The following is a 19,898-nucleotide window of genomic DNA, read 5'->3' on the forward strand; positions in this document are numbered from 1 at the left end:
TTGCGGTGCTCCGCCGTTCTCCCATCGCGCGGAAAGACAGGGTCGGCAGCGGTAATCCGTGGCCAGTCTTCGAGGCCCGCGCGGCCGTTGAGCGAATGCTCGATGTCGGTCGGGCAGGCGCTGTTTTTTCCGTGCCGCGAACCCGGCAACACGGTAGGCTGCCGTTCAACCCTGCATTGAAGGCGCGAAAGAGGTTGGGAGTATGAGGAGTTTTGCTGCGCTGGCGGTCGGGAGCGGCATCGCACTGGCGCTCGGCTTGTTGTCGGTGCTGGCCTCACCCGCGATAGCGCAGACCAAGCCCGCGCAGGAGATCAAGCTGTCGTATTCCCCATGGGCGAAGGCCTGTACGCGCGAAGCAGATGTTGACGGCAAGCAGATCTGTTTCACCACCAAGACAGCGCGGTCCGCCGAGAACGAGCGAGTTGTCGTGGCCGTGCTCGTCGAGAGAGACGGGGAGGCCCGTAAGGTCTTAAGGGTGGTTCTCCCGCTCGGTCTGCAAACCGTTCACGGAACGCGGATCATCGTCGACGCGGAGAAGCCGATCCAGAGCACCTATTTGTTCTGCGGCGCAGACGGCTGCGTCTCGGACTACAATGCGACGCCTGAGCTGATCGAAATGCTGAAGAACGGCAAGAGCCTGGTCGTTCAAGCCATCAATGCGAATGGCGCACCGCTGTCGCTTCCGCTTCCGCTCGCCGATTTGGCCCAGGCGCTCGGTGCCAAGGCAGGCAACTGGAATGCTGTCGACGAGCAGCAAAGAAAGATGTTCGTGGCTCTGTTCAAGATCAGGAACAACAAGAGCCTCCCGATTTTGAAACCGAATCTCTCTGTCATGGCGCCCTGGACCAAGTTCTGCCTGAAGGGCAAGGACGCCGATGCCAAGTTGGTCTGCTTCACGGGCAAGGACGGCCGGATCGAAACGGGCCAACCCTTGCTCGCGGCCGTGGTCATCGAGCCGGAAGCCGACCCGAAGAGGCTGCTGCGGATCACGCTGCCGTTGGGCATGGATTTCGCCGAAGGCACCCGGTTGATGATCGACAGCGAGCGGAGTCTGCAGAAGCCGTTCATCATCTGCTTCAAGAACGGTTGTATGTCGGACTACGAGCTCACCCCGGAACTGTTGGGCAGCCTGCGCCGCGGTCAGACCATCAACGTTCAGGCCACGATGAATACCGGGCAGGTGGTTTCGATGAGCCTGCCCTTGCGTGACTTCAACAAGGCCTATGACGGGCCTCCGACGGACCCAAAAGCGTTCGAAGCCCAGCAGAAGAAGCTGCAGCAGGAGCTGGCGCAGCGCGCGAAGGGATCCAAGACGGGGCAGCAGGCCAACATCGCCGACGCCATCGGCGCCGACGCTGCGCCGCCCGCCCAGACCAAGCCGGCTGCCCTCGGTGCCGTTCTTGCTTCCGGCCACTCACCCGGCAAACGGATCGCTCTGGTGATCGGCAATTCGGCCTATCAGAACGTTCCGGCGCTCCCCAATCCTGGCCGGGACGCCGCTCTGGTGGCGGACGCGCTACGCCGGGCGAATTTTCAGACCGTGATGCTGGAGAACGACCTGGGCAGAGATCAACTCGTCGGTGCGCTGCGCGAGTTTGCACGGCAGGCCGAGTCCGCCGACTGGGCCGTCGTCTATTACGCCGGACATGGCATGGAGGTCGCAGGAGTCAACTATCTCATCCCGGTCGATGCCAGGATCGCAAGCGATCGCGACATCAGCCTCGAAGCGGTCTCGATCGATCAGGTGCTCAACTCTGCGGAGCGGGCCAAGCAACTGCGCCTGGTGCTGCTGGATGCATGTCGCGACAATCCCTTCGCCAGTCAGATGAAGCGAACCATGACGGTGGCGTCCAGGTCCGTCAGCCGCGGTCTGGCGCAGATGGAGCCCGATCCCGGGACGCTGGTCGTGTTCGCCGCAAAGCATGGCGAGACCGCTCTCGACGGCGATACAGCGAACTCGCCGTTCGCCACGGCCTTCGTCAAGAACATGCAGGTTCCGGGTCTCGAGGTTCGCCGCCTGTTCGACAACGTGCGCGACGACGTGATGGACATGACCGAACGCCGGCAGCAGCCGTATACCTATGGCTCGGTGCCGGGGCGGGTCGACTTCTATTTTGCGACGCCGAAGTGAAACGCGTCGGCCGCACGCGCCTGGGGCAGATCCACCAACCGACCGGGCCGGAGGGCCGTAGGAGCGTCGTTCACCTCGGTACCTTGACCTTCGGCCGGGTCGACAGTAGATATCGAGGACCTGCAGCCGGCCCGCTACACGCGGATATCCGGCGCGGCTTTTCACTCCCCGAACAAGCGAGCCCGTGGATTCGGCTCATCTCTCCGACAAGAGGGTGGGCCACGGTCGGCTGTTCGGTTTTCCCAGTCAACTCTTCAATCGTCCGATGACGGACGAGGACCCCTGACGATGGCTACCAGCCCGTTCAAATTCCTGCAGGAAGTGCGCTCGGAGACCGCCAAGGTCTCGTGGCCGAGCCGTCGCGAGGTCACCATCACCACGATCATGGTGTTCGTGATGGTGGCGCTGGCCTCGATCTTCTTCTTCGCCGCCGATCAGATCATCCGTTATCTCATCACCCTCGTGCTGGGCATCCACTGATGGCAATCGCAACGCAAAGCTCCGACAAGCGCTGGTACATCGTCCACGCCTATTCGAACTTCGAGAAGAAGGTCGCGGAGTCGATCCGCGAGCAGGCCAAGCAGCGCAATCTCGAGGATCTGTTCGAGCAGGTGCTGGTGCCGATCGAGAACGTCACCGAGGTGCGCCGCGGCCGAAAGATCAACGCCGAGCGCAAGTTCTTCCCCGGCTACGTGCTGGTGAAGATGAAGCTGACCGACGAGGCGTTCCACCTGATCAAGAACACGCCCAAGGTGACCGGCTTCCTCGGTGCCGAGAACAAGCCGATGCCGATTTCCGAAGGCGAGGCGATGCGCATCCTGAACCAGATGCAGGAAGGCGTGGAGCGGCCGAAATCGTCGGTGTCGTTCGAGATCGGCGAGAACGTCCGCGTCGCCGACGGCCCGTTCGCCTCGTTCTCCGGCGTGGTCGAGGAAATCGATGAGGCCCGCTCGCGCCTCAAGGTCGCGGTGTCGATCTTCGGCCGCGCCACCCCGGTCGAACTCGAGTTCAACCAGGTCGAGAAGGTCGTCGGCTGAGGCCGGCGATCCACGCTTTCTCCGCCGTCAGAGCTGAGCCCGGAATCCATAGCCTCGATCGGGAATGGGACGGCGAAGTGCCAGCTCCAGCGTGCCTCACGCGGCACCCTGTGGCTATGGAGTCCGGGCTCGCCCTGCGGGCGCCCCGGAATGACGGGAGGAGGGAGCTTTGCCCTCAACCCTTTCCTTTTCGTCCGATCTCGTGTATCGGGCGCGCTTCGCTCTCCGATCGGGGGGCGATTTCGTTCGTGGGAGGCGTGACCGGCGTTGCCAGCCGGGTCAAGCGCGCCGGACCACGGTCCCAAACCTCGCCTGACGGGTTTTGTCGCCCCAAGGCGTTGCGTTCGCTTCAGGCAAGATCGCGAGCGCATTGGAGAATCCCAATGGCAAAGAAAGTAACCGGTTACCTGAAGCTTCAGGTGCCGGCCGGCGCGGCGAACCCGTCGCCCCCGATCGGCCCCGCGCTCGGTCAGCGCGGTCTCAACATCATGGAGTTCTGCAAGGCGTTCAACGCGCAGACCCAGAAGGAAGAGAAGAACACCCCGATCCCGGTGGTCATCACCATCTATGCGGACCGGTCCTTCACCTTCGAGATGAAGACCCCGCCGATGTCCTACTTCCTCAAGCAGGCCGCCAAGATCCAGTCGGGCTCCAAGGCCCCGGGTCGCGACAAGGCCGGCAAGGTGACCAAGGCGCAGGTGCGCGAGATCGCCGAGAAGAAGATGAAGGACCTGAATTGCGACTCGATCGAGTCGGCCATGAAGATGGTCGAGGGCTCCGCCCGCTCGATGGGTCTGGAAGTTGCGGGGTAAGCGGCCATGGCTATCGGAAAGCGTCTGAAGAAGGCCCGCGAGGGCATCGACCGCACCAAGCTCTACCCGCTTGCTGACGCGATCAAGATGATCAAGGAGCGGGCCGTGTCGAAGTTCGACGAGACCATCGAGGTCTCGATCAACCTCGGCGTCGATCCGCGCCACGCCGACCAGATGGTCCGCGGCGTCGTCATGCTGCCGAACGGCACCGGCCGTACGCTGCGCGTGGGCGTGTTCGCCCGCGGCGCCAAGGCCGAGGAAGCCAAGGCCGCCGGTGCCGACGTGGTCGGCGCGGAGGACCTGGTTGAGAAGGTGCAGAACGGCAATATCGACTTCGACCGCTGTATCGCCACCCCCGACATGATGCCGCTGGTCGGCCGTCTCGGTAAGGTGCTCGGTCCGCGCGGCATGATGCCGAACCCGAAGATCGGCACCGTGACCATGGACGTCGCCGGTGCCGTCAAGGGCGCCAAGGGCGGCTCGGTCGAGTTCCGCGTCGAGAAGGCCGGCATCATCCAGGCCGGCGTCGGCAAGGCCTCGTTCGCCGAGGACAAGCTGGTCGAGAACATCAAGGCGCTGGCGGATGCGGTGGTGAAGGCCAAGCCGGCCGGCGCCAAGGGCACCTACGTCCAGCGCGTCGCTGTGTCCTCGACGATGGGCCCCGGCGTCAAGGTCGAGCCGGGCACCGTGCTCGCGTAAGCGGCCGGGCATAGGTTAGTTAGAAGGGCGGGATCGTTCATCGATCCCGCCCTTCGCATTTGGAGTGCCTGCCGCCATGCCCGACAAGGTCCTGATCTATTCCCGCCTGCCGAAGTCGCTGACCCAGCGCTTTGCCGACCGCTTCGAACTGCTCGACAGCGGCGGCAAGCCGGCGCACGAGGTTTTTCCGGCGGACGAGGTCGCGCGGATCCGGGCGCTGATCACGGCCGGCGGCACGCCGCTCGGCGCAGTCGACATGGACAGGCTCCCGGCGCTCGGGGCGATCGTCTGCTATGGCACCGGCTATGACGGGGTCGACCTGAAGGCGGCCGCGGCCCGTAACATCGCCGTCGCACACAGCCCGGGCGCCAATGCCGCGGCGGTCGCGGACGTCGCTGTGATGCTGATGCTGGCGAGCACGCGGCGGCTGATGGTGGCAGACGCTTACGTCCGCGACGGCGGCTGGGTGTCCGCAAAACCATCGCCGCTGATGAAGCCGCCGCCGAGCCTCGCCGGCTGCAAGGTCGGCGTCTACGGCATGGGCGAGATCGGCCGCAAGATCGCGGCCCGGGTCGCGGCGTTCGAGACCGAAATCGGCTATTTCAGCCGCACGCGCTACGACGACCTGCCGTATCAATATTTTCCGAGCCTCGAGGCGCTCGCCGAATGGTGCACCGTGCTGATGATCGCGGTCCGTGCCAGCACCGAGACCACTCACGTCGTCAACGCCGGGCTCCTGAAGCGGCTGGGGCCCGACGGCCATGTCGTCAACATCTCGCGCGGCTCCGTCATCGACGAGCGCGCGCTGCTGGCGGCGCTACAGGACGGCACCATCGCCGGCGCCGGCCTCGACGTGTTCGAAACCGAGCCGCATGCGCCGGATGAGCTGACCATGCTGCCGAACGTGGTGGTGACCCCGCATATCGGCGGCAACACCAGGGAGGCGCACGTCGCCATGCAGGCCTGCGTGGTCGCCAATCTTACCGCGTTCCTCGCCGGCGAGCCGATGCCGCATCCGGTGAAGTAGCCGCAGGACGCGTGTCGTAGCCCGGATGAGCTTCGCCTTCGCCCTTTCGGGCGCAGCCGTCCGCTCATTCGGGCTACGGATCTCGCTCCGTCGCTGCCGGATCGTTCCGCGCCGGTGCAGAAATATTTTGATGCACTGCACGGCTCTGTGAATTGCGAGCCATTCTCGAATGCATCTAACTCGCGTTGTCGAACGAAAGACAGCGAGGGCGGCAATGGCGGCGTTCACATTGAAGATCAACGGGCGCGAGCATCAGGTCGATGTCGATCCCGGAACTCCCTTGCTCTGGGCCATCCGCGACAATGTCGGGTTGACCGGCACGAAGTATGGCTGTGGCGTCGCGCAGTGCGGCGCCTGCACCGTCTATGTCGATGGCCAGACCGTCCGCTCCTGCTCGTTGCCCGTCTCGGCGGTCGGAAAGAGCGAGGTGACCACGATCGAGGGGCTGACCTCCAAGGAAGCCGTCGCCGTGCAGAAGGCCTGGGCCGCGCACGATGTGCCGCAATGCGGCTACTGCCAATCGGGGCAGGTCATGAGCGCGGCCGCGCTGCTCGGCCTCAATCCCAAGCCCACCGACCAGGACATCGACCTGGCGATGAACGGCAACATCTGCCGCTGCGCGACCTATGTCCGCATCCGCGCTGCGATCCATTCCGCCGCCAAGTCGCTGGAGGGCTGACGATGAATGCATATGTGAAGCCCGCTGCCTCAACCGCATTGTCCCGGCGTTCGCTCCTGAAAGCCGGCGCAGGCCTGGTGCTCGCCACCTATGTCGCCAGCAACGGTGTGGCCTACGCGCAGGATGGCGCCGCGGCCAAGTCCGTCAACATCGCGCCGAACACGTTTCTGGTGATCGGCCAGGACGACACCGTCACCGTTCTCTGCAAGCACATCGAGTTCGGACAGGGCCCGTTCACCGGCATGGCCACCCTGGTGGCCGAGGAGCTCGATGCCGATTGGTCGCAGATGCGCGCCGATCACGCGCCCTCGAATCCGGTGCTCTACAAGAATCTCTTGTTCGGGGTGCAGGGCACTGGTGGCTCGAGCGCGATCGCCAATTCCTACGAGCAGATGCGCAAGGTCGGCGCCGCCGCGCGCGCGATGCTGGTGGCTGCGGCCGCCGACGAATGGAAGGTGCCGGCTGAGGAGATCACGGTCGATAAAGGCATCGTCCGACATTCCTCCGGCAAGCAGAGCGGTTTCGGCGCGTTGGCCGCCAAGGCGATGCAGCAGCCGGTGCCGTCGGACCCGCAGCTCAAGGATCCGTCCGCCTTCAAGCTGATCGGCAAGGAAGGCGCCGTGACCCGGCTCGACAGCGTGGCGAAGTCGAACGGCTCGGCCGAGTATACGCTCGACATCAAGGATCCGGGGACCTTGACCGTGCTGGTGGCGCGCTCGCCGCGCTTCGGCGGCAAGGTGGCCTCGTTCGACGCATCAGCAGCGAAGGCCGTGCCTGGCGTCGTCGACGTCAAGGAGGTGCCAAATGGCGTCGCCGTCTATGCCGAGGGCTTTTGGCCGGCCAAGACCGCGCGCGACCTGCTCGAGATCTCCTGGGACGACAGCAAGGCGGAGACGCGCGGGACGGCGCAACTGCTGGAGGAGTTTCGCGCGCGCGCGAAAAAGCAGGGCGCACTGGTGAAGCAGGAGGGCGACGTTGACGCCGAGATCGCCAAAGGCGGCAAGCTGATCGAGACCGAGTTCGTCTTCCCATATCTGGCCCATGCGCCGATGGAGCCGATCAACGCCTTCATTCACTGGAAAGGCGACACCGCCTCGGCGCGCTATGGCAGCCAGTTTCCGACGCCTGATCACGCCGTGATCGCGCAGGTGCTTGGGCTCGACATCGCCAAGGTCGATCTCAAGACGATTCTCGCTGGCGGCAGCTTCGGCCGGCGGGCGCAGCAGTCGACCCACGTCGCCACAGAGCTGGCGCAGGTCGCCAAGGCGATCGGGCCGGGACGTCCGGTCAAGCTGGTGTGGACCCGCGAGGATGATATGCGCGGCGGCTACTACCGACCGTTCAGCCTGCACCGGATGCGTGGTGTGGTCCGCGACGGCAAGATCGTGGCGTGGTCGGATACGATCGTCGGGCAGTCGATCATGAAGGGCTCGCCGTTCGAGGCGATGACCATGAAGAACGGCCTCGATTCGACGGCCTATGAGGGCTCCAACGAGATCCCTTACCAGGTGCCGAATTTCCGCTGCGACCTGCATCAGGTCGATGTCGGCGTGCCCGTGCTGTGGTGGCGCTCGGTCGGCCACACCCATACCGGCTACGCCGTCGAGGCGTTTGTCGATCAGTTGCTCGAAGCCGCCAGCCAGGATCCTGTGGAGGGACGACTGGCGATGATGGCCGACAAGCCGCGTCACGCCGGTGTGCTCAAGGCGGTCGCCGAGCTCGCGGACTGGAAGGGCGCCAAGCTCGAAGCGGGCCGCGCCCGCGGCGTGGCCGTGGTCGAGAGCTTCAACACCTACGTCGCCCAGGTGGTCGAGCTGTCGATGGGCGCCGACGGACCGGTCGTGCATAAGGTCTGGTGCGCTGTCGACTGTGGCGTCGCAGTCAATCCCGACATCATCCGCGCCCAGATGGAGGGCGGCATCGGCTTTGCGCTAGGCCACATCCTCTATGCGCAGCAGCCGCTCGACGAGGGACGACCGGTGTCGGGCAATTTCGACACCTACCGCTCGCTGCGCATCCACGAGATGCCGCAGATCGAGGTTGCGATCGTGCCGTCGGCCGAGAAACCCTCGGGAGTCGGCGAGCCCGGCGTGCCACCGCTGGGACCTGCCGTCGCCAACGCCATGGCCAGGCTAGGTCTGCCGCGGCCCACCCAACTGCCGATCCGGCCGGGAGACACCGCATGAGCCTGTTCAGAACGGCGACGATGGCGCTGCTCGCTGGCAGCCTGGCTGCGGTTGCGATCGTAGCCCTGCCGGCACTGCGGCGCGCCGATGCGGCGCCCGAGGCGACGCGCGTCGCCGGCGGGCTCAAGCCGGTGGCGGACTTCGCCAGGATCAAGAGCAAGGACGAGCGCGCCGTGGCGCTGTTCGAAGAGGCCGGAAAGGTGCTGCAGTCGCCGCGATGCATGAACTGCCATCCGGCCGGCGACCGGCCGACCCAGACCGACAGGATGATTCCGCATCAGCCGCTGGTGGTCCGCGGCGAGGCCGGCATGGGTGCGCCCGGCGGGCTCGCCTGCACGACCTGCCACCACGAGGCCAATTTCGACGCGGCGCGCGTGCCGGGTAATCCCAAATGGCAGCTGGCTCCGATCGAGATGGCTTGGCAGGGCAAGTCGCTCGGCCAGATCTGCGCACAGATCAAGGATCCAAATCGCAACGGCGGCAAGACCATGGCGCAGCTGATTCACCATATGGCTGAGGATGAGCTGGTCGGCTGGGGCTGGAATCCGGGAGCAGGGCGGACCCCGGCCCCGGGAACCCAGAAGCAGTTCGGCGAGCTGATCAAGGCCTGGGCCGACGCCGGAGCGGCCTGTCCGAAGGGCTGAGGCGGGATTGCGCCCTGCGCGCGCAATGCCCGGTGGCCCTGATGAGCGCAGCGACATCCGGATCTCCGAACGCGCGTCCAGCGCGCCGGCTGTCGCTCATCCGGGCGACGGGGCTCCTACCCGGCTCCACGGCATGGCCCAACTGGTGCGATTTTTGCTCTTGGGGTCTTGGCAAGTCGCGATCGAGCGGTTAAAGAACCGGCTTCCAGGCGGGCCGGCTGTTGCTGGCGCGCCTGTGCGCGCATTCCGAAAGTTGAGAGGAGCCAGCATTCCTTTTGAGGATATCCGTTTGGATTTCTCGGAAGGAAGAAGGATCTTTCTGCTCTCGAAAATGCCGCAGGGGAGGTCGGTCCGCCGATCACCCCGATCCTGTCCGAGACTGCAGGCGCCGGCGTGGAATCCAATTTCCTCAATGGCTTAATCATCCAGCCTGCATAGACGGGTGAAGACCGGATTTCGGCATGTCCACTGCCTTCGTCGTGGTGGCATGCAGGTTTGGTTCGAACCTCGACACTCCGCGAGCCTCCTAGGGATCCCTGGGGCTTTCGGAAGGGCAGGCTATTCATCGCCGTTTTGCCTTGCGTGTCCTCGGGTTCTTCCGTCCGGAGGTCAGGTTTGGTGGGACGGCGGGTGCAACCCGGCGGTCCCGCTTTCGGGCGAAGGCCGCCAACCGGAGAGAGCTTGCTGTGGAACGAGCGGCAAAAAAAGAGGCGGTCGAGCATCTGCACGAGGTCTTCAAGACCACGGGCGTTGCCGTCGTCGCTCACTATTCCGGCCTCACCGTGGCCCAGATGCAGAAGCTGCGCATGCAGATGAAGCAGGCTGGCGCGTCGGTGAAGGTCTCGAAGAACCGTCTCGCCAAAATTGCTCTTGAAGGCACGGACGTCGTCGGCATCGGTTCCCTGTTGAAGGGGCCGACCGTGATCGCAACTTCGAACGATCCTGTCGCGGCGCCCAAGGTTGCCATCGAATTCGCCAAGGCGAACGAAAAGTTCGTCATCCTCGGCGGCTCGATGGGCTCAACCGTCCTGAATGTCGACAGCGTCAAGGCTCTGGCCTCGCTGCCGTCGCTGGACGAACTGCGCGGCAAGCTCGTCGGCCTGATCCAGGCTCCGGCGACCAAGCTCGCCCAGCTCGCCAATGCACCCGCGGCCAAGGTCGCGCGCGTCATTCAGGCTCATGCCTCAAAGGGCGAAGCGGCCTGACGCCCTTCGCAAACACTCACAACCTGGTTTCGAACCGAACCAAATCAAGGAACTACTTCAATGGCTGACCTGCAGAAGATCGTCGACGACCTCTCGGCCCTCACCGTTCTCGAGGCCGCTGAGCTCGCCAAGCTCCTGGAAGAGAAGTGGGGCGTGTCCGCCGCGGCCGCCGTGGCCGTCGCTGCTCCGGGTGCCGGTGGCGCCGCTGCCGCTCCGGCGGAAGAGAAGACCGAGTTCACCGTTGTCCTGGCTTCGGCCGGCGACAAGAAGATCGAGGTCATCAAGGAAGTCCGCGCCATCACCGGCCTGGGCCTGAAGGAAGCCAAGGACCTCGTCGAGGGCGCTCCGAAGCCGGTCAAGGAAGGCGTCAACAAGGACGAGGCCGAGAAGATCAAGGCTCAGCTCGAGAAGGCTGGCGCCAAGATCGAGCTCAAGTAATCGCTTCGATTACGCGAACGAAGTCCCCGGGCTGCCATGGGCAGGTCCGGGGCTTTCGAGAGATTATGATGGCCGGGTGGTAACATCGCCCGGTCATCATGTGGACAAGGAGTTTTGCAGGGGTATTGGGCGCGGCTCGGAATCACTGCAAAAGGCGTGCAACGGAACCGTCTGTTGTGGGCTGAACACGGAAAAGTGTGGAGATTTGGGGGCTTCGCTCTCGAATCTCGATTATTGTCAACCCATATTGGGTCGGCAGCACGAAAAGCCGGTTGATCGGTGGAGTGGCGTCTCCGTCCGTAAGCCGCTGGGAGATAGGCAATTTCGGGCTTTTGCAGTCCGTGACGAGATGGTTGTGACGAGCGGGTGCGTCCTCGCGCCTCGCGCGTCGTTTTGCGTTTTGCTGGTCTGAAGAACAGATCTGGGACGTTTCCGTTCCGGCTTTGAGCCTCAGATCCTCGAAATGGATCGAAATTCAACCCGAAGGGGCGGTGGCAGCCGCTGTTTCGGAAGGTTCGCCCCTCCGGGCGACGAAATGAGAGGCCACGATGGCGCAGCAGACATTCACCGGTCGCAAACGCGTTCGCAAGTTCTTTGGACACATCAAGGAAGTCGCGGAGATGCCGAACCTCATCGAGGTTCAGAAGGCGTCCTACGACCAGTTCCTGATGGTGGACGAGCCCACGGGCGGGCGGCCGGATGAGGGCCTGCAGGCGGTGTTCCGCTCGGTGTTCCCGATCTCCGACTTCTCCGGCACCTCGATGCTGGAGTTCGTCCGCTACGAGTTCGAGCCGCCGAAATATGACGTCGACGAGTGCCGTCAGCGTGGCATGACCTTCGCTGCGCCGCTCAAGGTGACCTTGCGCCTCATCGTGTTCGATATCGACGAGGAGACCGGCGCGAAGTCGGTCAAGGACATCAAGGAGCAGGACGTGTACATGGGCGACATCCCGCTCATGACCATGAACGGCACCTTCATCGTCAACGGCACCGAGCGCGTCATCGTCTCGCAGATGCACCGCTCGCCGGGCGTGTTCTTCGACCACGACAAGGGCAAGACCCATTCGTCGGGCAAGCTGCTGTTCGCCGCGCGCGTCATCCCGTATCGCGGCTCCTGGCTCGACATCGAGTTCGACGCCAAGGACATCGTGTTCGCGCGCATCGACCGTCGCCGCAAGCTGCCGGTGACGTCGCTGATGTTCGCGCTCGGCCTCGACGGCGAGACCATCCTGTCGACCTTCTACAAGAAGCTGATCTACAAGCGCATCAAGGAAGGCTGGCGCGTTCCGTTCGACGCCAACCGCTTCCGCGGCTATTCGACCGTCAACGACCTGATCGACGCCGACACCGGCAAGGTCGTGCTCGAAGCCGGCAAGAAGCTCACCGTCCGTGCCGCCCGCCAGCTCCAGGAGAAGGGGCTGAAGGCGCTGCGCATGTCGGACGAGGAGCTGCTCGGCAACTACATCGCCGAGGATCTCGTCAACCCGAAGACCGGCGAAATCTACGCCGAGGCGGGCGAGGAGATCACCGACAAGCTGTTCAAGGTGCTGAACGAGCAGGGCTACAAGGACCTGCCGCTGCTCGACATCGACCACGTCAATGTCGGGCCCTACATCCGCAACACGCTCTCGGCGGACAAGAACATGACGCGTGAGGACGCGCTGTTCGATATCTACCGCGTGATGCGTCCGGGTGAGCCGCCGACGCTCGATTCCGCGCAGGCGATGTTCCAGTCGCTGTTCTTCGATGCCGAGCGCTACGACCTCTCCGCGGTCGGCCGCGTCAAGATGAACATGCGCCTCGAGCTGGATGCGCCGGACACCCAGCGCACGCTGCGCAAGGAAGACATCCTGGCGGTCATCAAGACCCTGGTCGACCTGCGCGATGGCAAGGGCGAGATCGACGACATCGACCATCTCGGCAATCGCCGCGTCCGCTCGGTCGGCGAGCTGATGGAGAACCAGTACCGCATCGGTCTCTTGCGCATGGAGCGCGCCATCAAGGAGCGCATGTCGAGCGTCGACATCGACACCGTGATGCCGCAGGACCTGATCAACGCCAAGCCGGCCGCGGCCGCGGTGCGCGAGTTCTTCGGATCGTCGCAGCTGTCGCAGTTCATGGACCAGACCAATCCGCTGTCGGAGATCACCCACAAGCGCCGCCTGTCGGCGCTTGGACCGGGCGGTCTGACCCGCGAGCGCGCCGGCTTCGAGGTGCGCGACGTGCATCCGACGCATTACGGCCGCATCTGCCCGATCGAGACGCCGGAAGGTCCGAACATCGGCCTGATCAACTCGCTGGCGACGTTCGCCCGCGTCAACAAGTATGGCTTCGTCGAGACGCCGTACCGCAAGGTCAAGGACGGCCGCGTCACCGACGAAGTGGTGTATCTGTCCGCCATGGAGGAGGGGCGCTACCGCGTCGCGCAGGCCAACGTGCCGCTCGATGCCAAGGGCCGCTTCACCGAGGACCTCGTGGTCTGCCGTCATGCCGGCGAAGTCGTGCCGATGACGCCCGACAAGGTCGACTACATGGACGTGTCGCCGAAGCAGCTCGTTTCGGTGGCCGCGGCGCTGATCCCGTTCCTCGAGAACGACGACGCCAACCGCGCGCTGATGGGCTCGAACATGCAGCGCCAGGCGGTGCCGCTGGTTCGCGCCGAGGCGCCGTTCGTCGGCACCGGCATGGAGGGCGTGGTCGCCCGTGACTCGGGCGCTGCCATCGCGGCGCGCCGCTCGGGCGTGATCGACCAGATCGACGCCACCCGCGTCGTCATCCGCGCCACCGAGGATCTCGATCCGACCAAGTCGGGCGTCGATATCTATCGGCTGATGAAGTACCAGCGTTCGAACCAGTCGACCTGCATCAACCAGCGCCCGCTGGTGAAGGTGGGCGACATCGTCAAGAAGGGCGACATCATCGCTGACGGTCCGTCGACCGATCTCGGCGAGCTCGCGCTCGGCCGCAACGTGCTGGTCGCGTTCATGCCGTGGAACGGCTACAACTTCGAGGACTCCATCCTGCTCTCCGAGCGGATCGTGAAGGAGGACGTCTTCACCTCGATCCACATCGAGGAATTCGAGGTGATGGCCCGCGACACCAAGCTGGGTCCGGAGGAAATCACGCGCGACATTCCGAACGTGTCGGAGGAGGCGCTGAAGAACCTCGACGAAGCCGGCATCGTCTACATCGGCGCGGAAGTGCGCGCCGGCGACATCCTGGTCGGCAAGATCACGCCGAAGGGCGAGAGCCCGATGACGCCGGAAGAGAAGCTGCTGCGCGCCATCTTCGGCGAAAAGGCCTCGGACGTTCGCGACACGTCGCTGCGGGTGCCGCCGGGCGTGCAGGGCACGATCGTCGAAGTCCGCGTGTTCAACCGCCACGGCGTCGACAAGGACGAGCGTGCGCTGGCGATCGAGCGGGAAGAGATCGAGCGTCTGGCCAAGGACCGCGACGACGAGCAGGCGATCCTGGACCGCAACGTCTACAGCCGTCTCGCCGACATGCTGGATGGCCGCCAGGGCATTTCCGGTCCGAAGGGCTTCAAGAAGGACACCAAGATCACCCGCGCGGTGCTCGACGAGTATCCGAAGTCGCAGTGGTGGCTGTTCGCATCGCCGAACGACAAGCTGATGGCCGAGATCGAGGCCATGCGGAAGCAGTACGACGAGTCGAAGAAGGGGCTGGAACAGCGCTTCCTCGACAAGGTCGAGAAGCTGCAGCGTGGCGACGAGCTGCCGCCCGGCGTGATGAAGATGGTCAAGGTCTTCGTCGCCGTGAAGCGCAAGATCCAGCCGGGCGACAAGATGGCCGGCCGTCACGGCAACAAGGGCGTCGTGTCCAAGATCGTGCCGATCGAGGACATGCCGTTCCTCGAGGACGGCACCCATGCGGACATCGTGCTGAACCCGCTGGGCGTGCCCTCGCGCATGAACGTCGGGCAGATCCTCGAGACCCATCTGGGCTGGGCTTGCGCCGGCCTCGGCAAGCGTATCGCCCAGACGGTCGATGCCTACCTGTCGAAGCAGGACGTCAAGCCGCTGAAGGAGACCTTGAAGCGGATCTACGGCGACGACGAGACCATCAAGTCGCTCAACGACAACGAGTTGATCGAGCTTGGTCACAATCTGAGCCGCGGCGTGCCGATCGCCACGCCGGTGTTCGACGGCGCCAAGGAGGCCGACATCGAGGAGATGTTGAAGCTCGCCGGCCTCGACGCATCCGGTCAGTCGACGGTCTATGACGGCCGCACCGGCGATGCATTCGATCGCAAGGTGACGGTCGGCTACATCTACATGCTGAAGCTGCACCATCTCGTCGACGACAAGATCCATGCGCGCTCGATCGGCCCGTACTCGCTGGTCACCCAGCAGCCGCTGGGCGGCAAGGCCCAGTTCGGCGGCCAGCGTTTCGGCGAAATGGAGGTGTGGGCGCTCGAAGCCTATGGCGCCGCCTACACGCTGCAGGAGATGCTGACGGTGAAGTCGGACGACGTCGCCGGCCGCACCAAGGTCTACGAGGCGATCGTGCGCGGCGACGACACGTTCGAGGCCGGTATTCCGGAATCGTTCAACGTGCTGGTCAAGGAAATGCGCTCGCTCGGCCTCAACGTCGACCTGCACAACTCCAAGCTCGGACCGGCGCCGACGTCGGAAGCCGCCGAGTAGGTCAAGAGATCAGGCCCGGCCGTCTCGGACGGCCGGGTGCCGGCGCCTTCCCCCGCGGGTCAGGACAAGGCGCCCGTTGAGAGATTTTCGAATTTGCGGCCGACCCCCGATCGGCCCGCGAGGAGAATACGATGAACCAAGAAATTATGAATCTCTTCAATCCGACGACGCCGGCTCAGGTCTTCGACCAGATCCGGATCTCGATTGCGTCTCCGGAGAAGATTCTGTCCTGGTCCTACGGCGAGATCAAGAAGCCGGAAACGATCAACTACCGTACCTTCAAGCCCGAGCGCGACGGCCTGTTCTGCGCCCGCATCTTCGGGCCGATCAAGGACTACGAGTGCTTGTGCGGCAAGTACAAGCGGATGAAGTACAAGGGCATCATCTGCGAGAAGTGCTCGGTCGAGGTGACCTTGTCGCGTGTCCGGCGCGAGCGCATGGGCCATATCGAGCTCGCCGCTCCGGTCGCGCACATCTGGTTCCTGAAGTCGCTGCCGTCGCGCATCGGCCTGCTGCTCGACATGACGCTGAAGGATCTCGAGCGGATCCTGTACTTCGAATACTACGTCGTCCTCGAGCCGGGTCTGACCGCGCTCAAGGACCGTCAGCTGCTGTCGGAGGACGAGTACCTCAAGGCGCAGGACGAATACGGCCAGGACAGCTTCACCGCCATGATCGGCGCCGAGGCCATCCGTGAGCTGCTGCGCGGCCTCGAGCTCGAGAAGCTCGAGCAGACGCTGCGTGCCGAGATGCAGGAGACCGACTCCGACATCAAGCACAAGAAGCTCGCCAAGCGCCTGAAGATCGTCGAGGCGTTCCGCCACTCCGGCAACAAGCCGGAATGGATGATCATGACCGTTGTTCCGGTGATCCCGCCGGATCTGCGGCCGCTGGTGCCGCTCGACGGCGGCCGCTTCGCGACCTCGGACCTCAACGACCTCTACCGTCGCGTCATCAACCGCAACAACCGCCTGAAGCGGCTGATGGAGCTGCGCGCGCCGGACATCATCATCCGCAACGAGAAGCGCATGCTTCAGGAGGCGGTGGATGCGCTGTTCGACAACGGCCGCCGCGGCCGCGTCATCACCGGCGCCAACAAGCGTCCGCTGAAGTCGCTCGCCGACATGCTGAAGGGCAAGCAGGGCCGCTTCCGTCAGAACCTGCTCGGCAAGCGCGTCGACTATTCCGGCCGCTCGGTCATCGTGGTCGGTCCCGAGCTGCGCCTGCATCAGTGCGGCCTGCCGAAGAAGATGGCGCTCGAGCTGTTCAAGCCGTTCATCTACTCGCGGCTCGACGCCAAGGGCCTCTCGACGACCGTCAAGCAGGCCAAGAAGCTGGTCGAGAAGGAGCGCCCCGAGGTCTGGGACATCCTGGACGAGGTCATCCGCGAGCATCCGGTGCTGCTGAACCGCGCCCCGACCCTGCATCGTCTCGGCATCCAGGCGTTCGAGCCGGTGCTGATCGAGGGCAAGGCGATCCAGCTGCATCCGCTGGTCTGCTCGGCGTTCAACGCCGACTTCGACGGCGACCAGATGGCCGTGCACGTTCCGCTGTCGCTCGAAGCGCAGCTGGAAGCGCGCGTCCTGATGATGTCGACCAACAACATCCTGCATCCGGCCAATGGTCAGCCGATCATCGTGCCGTCGCAGGACATCGTGCTCGGTCTCTACTATGTCTCGATCATGCGCGAAGGCATGCCCGGCCAGGGCATGGCGTTCGGCAACATGGCCGAGCTCGAGCATGCGCTGCACGCCAAGGCCATCCATCTCCACAGCAAGATCAAGTACCGCTGGGAGGGGATGAACGAGGAAGGCAAGATCGCCAAGCGCTGGATCGAGACCACCGCGGGCCGCGTGATGCTCGGCAACCTGCTGCCGAAGCATCCGCGCGTGACGTTCGAGGTCATCAACAAGCTGATGACCAAGCGCGAGATCTCGGGCGTGATCGATCAGGTCTATCGTCACTGCGGCCAGAAGGAGACGGTGATCTTCTGCGACCGCATCATGGCGCTCGGCTTCTACAACGCCTTCAAGGCGGGCATCTCGTTCGGCAAGGACGACATGGTCGTGCCGGCGGGCAAGTGGAAGATCGTCGACACCACCCGTACGCTGGCGAAGGATTTCGAGCAGCAGTACAATGACGGTCTGATCACCCATGGCGAGAAGTACAACAAGGTCGTCGACGCCTGGTCGAAGGCCTCGGAAGAGATCGCCAAGGAGATGATGAAGGAGATCTCCGTCACCAAGAAGACGGCGACGGGGGCGGATGCCGACATCAACTCGATCTACATGATGTCGCATTCCGGTGCCCGCGGTTCGCCGGCCCAGATGCGTCAGCTCGCCGGCATGCGCGGCCTGATGGCCAAGCCGTCGGGTGAGATCATCGAGACGCCGATCATCTCGAACTTCAAGGAAGGTCTCTCGGTTCTCGAGTACTTCAACTCGACCCACGGCGCCCGCAAGGGCCTCGCGGACACCGCGTTGAAGACCGCGAACTCGGGCTACCTGACCCGCCGTCTGGTCGACGTGGCGCAGGACTGCATCATCACGCAGGACGATTGCGGCACCCATCTCGGCATCAAGATGCGCGCCATCGTCGACGCCGGCACGGTCGTGGCCTCGCTCGGCTCGCGCATCCTGGGCCGCGTGCCCTGCGACGACGTGCGCGATCCCGCGACCAACGCGGTGCTGGTCAAGGCTGGCACCTTGATGGAGGAAAGCCACATCGACGCCATCCAGCAGGCTGGCGTGCAGGAGGTGAAGATCCGCTCGGCGCTGACCTGCGAGCTGGTCAACGGCATCTGCAAGATGTGCTACGGCCGCGATCTGGCGCGCGGTACGCCGGTCAACCACGGTGAGGCCGTCGGCGTCATCGCCGCGCAGTCGATCGGTGAGCCCGGCACCCAGCTGACGATGCGCACGTTCCACATCGGTGGTGCGGCGCAGCTGAACGAGCAGTCCTTCGTGGAATCGAACTTCGAAGGCAAGGTGGTCATCAAGAACAAGGCGATCGCCCGCAACAGCGAGGGTCACCTGATCGCGATGGTCCGCAACATGGTCGTGACGATCGTCGACCCCGACGGCACCGAGCGTGCGACGCACCGCATCCAGTACGGCGCGCGCATGCATGTCGACGACGGCGACATGATCAAGCGCGGCCAGCGCATCGCCGAGTGGGATCCTTATACCCGTCCGATCCTCACGGAAGCCGAGGGTACGATCGGGTTCGAGGATCTGACCGAGGGTCTGTCGATCTCGGAAACGCTCGACGAATCCACCGGTATCGCCAAGCGCGTGGTCATCGACTGGCGTGGAACGCGCGGTGGCGCGGATCTGCGTCCGGCGATCGTGATCAAGGGCAAGGACGGCAAGGTGCTCAAGCTCGCCCGCGGCGGCGATGCCCGCTACATGCTGTCGGTCGACGCGATTCTGTCGGTCGACGTCGGTTCGACGGTGAAGCCGGGCGACATCCTGGCGCGTATCTCGACGGAAAGCGCCAAGACGCGCGACATCACCGGCGGTCTGCCGCGGGTGGCGGAGCTGTTCGAAGCGCGCAAGCCGAAGGATGCCGCGATCATCGCCGAGATCGCCGGCACCATCCGGTTCGGTCGCGACTACAAGAACAAGCGTCGCATCTCGATCGAGCCGGTCGACAAGACCGAGGAGCCGCGCGAGTACCTGATCCCGAAGGGCAAGCACATCCATCTGCAGGATGGCGACATCGTCGAGAAGGGCGACTTCATCGTCGAAGGCAACCCGGCGCCGCACGACATCCTGGCGATCAAGGGCATCGAGGAGCTCGCGGCCTATCTGGTCAACGAGATCCAGGAGGTCTACCGGCTGCAGGGCGTGCTCATCAACGACAAGCACATCGAGGTGATTGTCCGTCAGATGCTGCAGAAGGTGGAGATCACCGACCAGGGCGATACCGACATGATCTCGGGCGAACAGGTCGACAAGATCGAGTTCGACCTGCTCAACGCGAAGGCCGTGGAGGAGGCGAAGAAGCCGGCCACGGGCACTCCGGTTCTGCTCGGCATCACCAAGGCGAGCCTGCAGACCCGGTCGTTCTTCTCGGCGGCCTCGTTCCAGGAGACCACCCGCGTCCTCACCGAGGCGGCGGTCAACGGCAAGATCGATCCGCTCGAGGGTCTCAAGGAGAACGTCATCGTCGGCCGTCTGATCCCGGCCGGCACCGGCGCCTCGATGGCCCGCATCCGCGAGGTCGCCTTGAAGCGCGACAAGCTGATTCTCGACGAGCGCGAGAAGCAGGCGGCGATCGTGCCGGCGCAGCCCGAGCCTCAGCCGCTGGCGCTGCCGCCGGCAGAGTAACGGACGGTTGCGGCATGACCCTGACGGTGTCGGGGTCTGCCG

At 64.4% G+C, this 19,898-nt stretch carries 13 protein-coding genes; all 13 read left to right on the forward strand.

Annotated features, from left to right (window positions below):
• The first annotated feature begins 265 nt into the window (after positions 1-265).
• Complete coding sequence (locus ACQR10_RS12275) at positions 266-2,131, forward strand: invasion associated locus B family protein (RefSeq protein ID WP_316177652.1); 1,866 nt, start codon at positions 266-268, stop codon at positions 2,129-2,131.
• Positions 2,132-2,419: 288 nt separating this feature from the next.
• Positions 2,420-2,611, forward strand: coding sequence for a preprotein translocase subunit SecE (gene secE, locus ACQR10_RS12280; RefSeq protein ID WP_315800982.1), 192 nt, complete (start codon positions 2,420-2,422; stop codon positions 2,609-2,611).
• Positions 2,611-3,168, forward strand: a complete 558-nt coding sequence (gene nusG, locus ACQR10_RS12285; protein WP_009031827.1) for a transcription termination/antitermination protein NusG — start codon at positions 2,611-2,613, stop codon at positions 3,166-3,168. The genes secE and nusG overlap by 1 nt, the downstream gene beginning before the upstream one ends.
• A gap of 383 nt (positions 3,169-3,551) precedes the next feature.
• On the forward strand, positions 3,552-3,980 hold the full coding sequence (rplK, locus tag ACQR10_RS12290; protein ID WP_012045056.1) for a 50S ribosomal protein L11: 429 nt from the start codon (positions 3,552-3,554) through the stop codon (positions 3,978-3,980).
• A gap of 6 nt (positions 3,981-3,986) precedes the next feature.
• Positions 3,987-4,679, forward strand: a complete 693-nt coding sequence (gene rplA, locus ACQR10_RS12295) for a 50S ribosomal protein L1 (protein WP_316216035.1) — start codon at positions 3,987-3,989, stop codon at positions 4,677-4,679.
• 76 nt (positions 4,680-4,755) lie between these two features.
• Positions 4,756-5,706, forward strand: a complete 951-nt coding sequence (locus ACQR10_RS12300) for an NAD(P)-dependent oxidoreductase (RefSeq protein WP_316216036.1) — start codon at positions 4,756-4,758, stop codon at positions 5,704-5,706.
• A 214-nt stretch (positions 5,707-5,920) separates the two neighbouring features.
• Complete coding sequence (locus ACQR10_RS12305; protein ID WP_172130827.1) at positions 5,921-6,385, forward strand: (2Fe-2S)-binding protein; 465 nt, start codon at positions 5,921-5,923, stop codon at positions 6,383-6,385.
• A gap of 2 nt (positions 6,386-6,387) precedes the next feature.
• Positions 6,388-8,571, forward strand: coding sequence for a xanthine dehydrogenase family protein molybdopterin-binding subunit (locus ACQR10_RS12310; protein ID WP_316216037.1), 2,184 nt, complete (start codon positions 6,388-6,390; stop codon positions 8,569-8,571).
• Positions 8,568-9,215 (forward strand): Isoquinoline 1-oxidoreductase subunit, encoded by a 648-nt coding sequence (locus tag ACQR10_RS12315; RefSeq protein ID WP_315800978.1) that lies wholly within the window; start codon positions 8,568-8,570, stop codon positions 9,213-9,215. Before ACQR10_RS12310 ends, ACQR10_RS12315 begins: the two co-directional genes overlap by 4 nt.
• 686 nt (positions 9,216-9,901) lie before the next feature.
• Positions 9,902-10,420 carry a 50S ribosomal protein L10 gene (gene rplJ / locus ACQR10_RS12320; RefSeq protein WP_316216038.1) on the forward strand — a complete coding sequence of 173 codons (519 nt, stop codon included), beginning with the start codon at positions 9,902-9,904 and terminating at the stop codon, positions 10,418-10,420.
• A 60-nt stretch (positions 10,421-10,480) separates the two neighbouring features.
• A complete protein-coding gene (rplL, locus tag ACQR10_RS12325) occupies positions 10,481-10,858 on the forward strand; it encodes a 50S ribosomal protein L7/L12 (RefSeq protein ID WP_172108050.1) in 378 nt (125 codons plus the stop codon).
• A gap of 548 nt (positions 10,859-11,406) precedes the next feature.
• The gene (gene rpoB, locus ACQR10_RS12330) at positions 11,407-15,525 is read left to right on the forward strand and encodes a DNA-directed RNA polymerase subunit beta (protein ID WP_315800977.1); all 4,119 of its coding nucleotides are present in this window, start codon (positions 11,407-11,409) and stop codon (positions 15,523-15,525) included.
• 131 nt (positions 15,526-15,656) lie between these two features.
• Positions 15,657-19,856: a DNA-directed RNA polymerase subunit beta' gene (gene rpoC / locus ACQR10_RS12335; RefSeq protein WP_315800976.1), complete on the forward strand. Its 4,200-nt coding sequence runs from the start codon at positions 15,657-15,659 to the stop codon at positions 19,854-19,856.
• Positions 19,857-19,898 lie beyond the last annotated feature (42 nt).

The sequence above is a fragment of the Bradyrhizobium sp. HKCCYLRH2060 genome (genome assembly GCF_051168135.1).
In the GTDB taxonomy this organism is placed as follows: domain Bacteria; phylum Pseudomonadota; class Alphaproteobacteria; order Rhizobiales; family Xanthobacteraceae; genus Bradyrhizobium.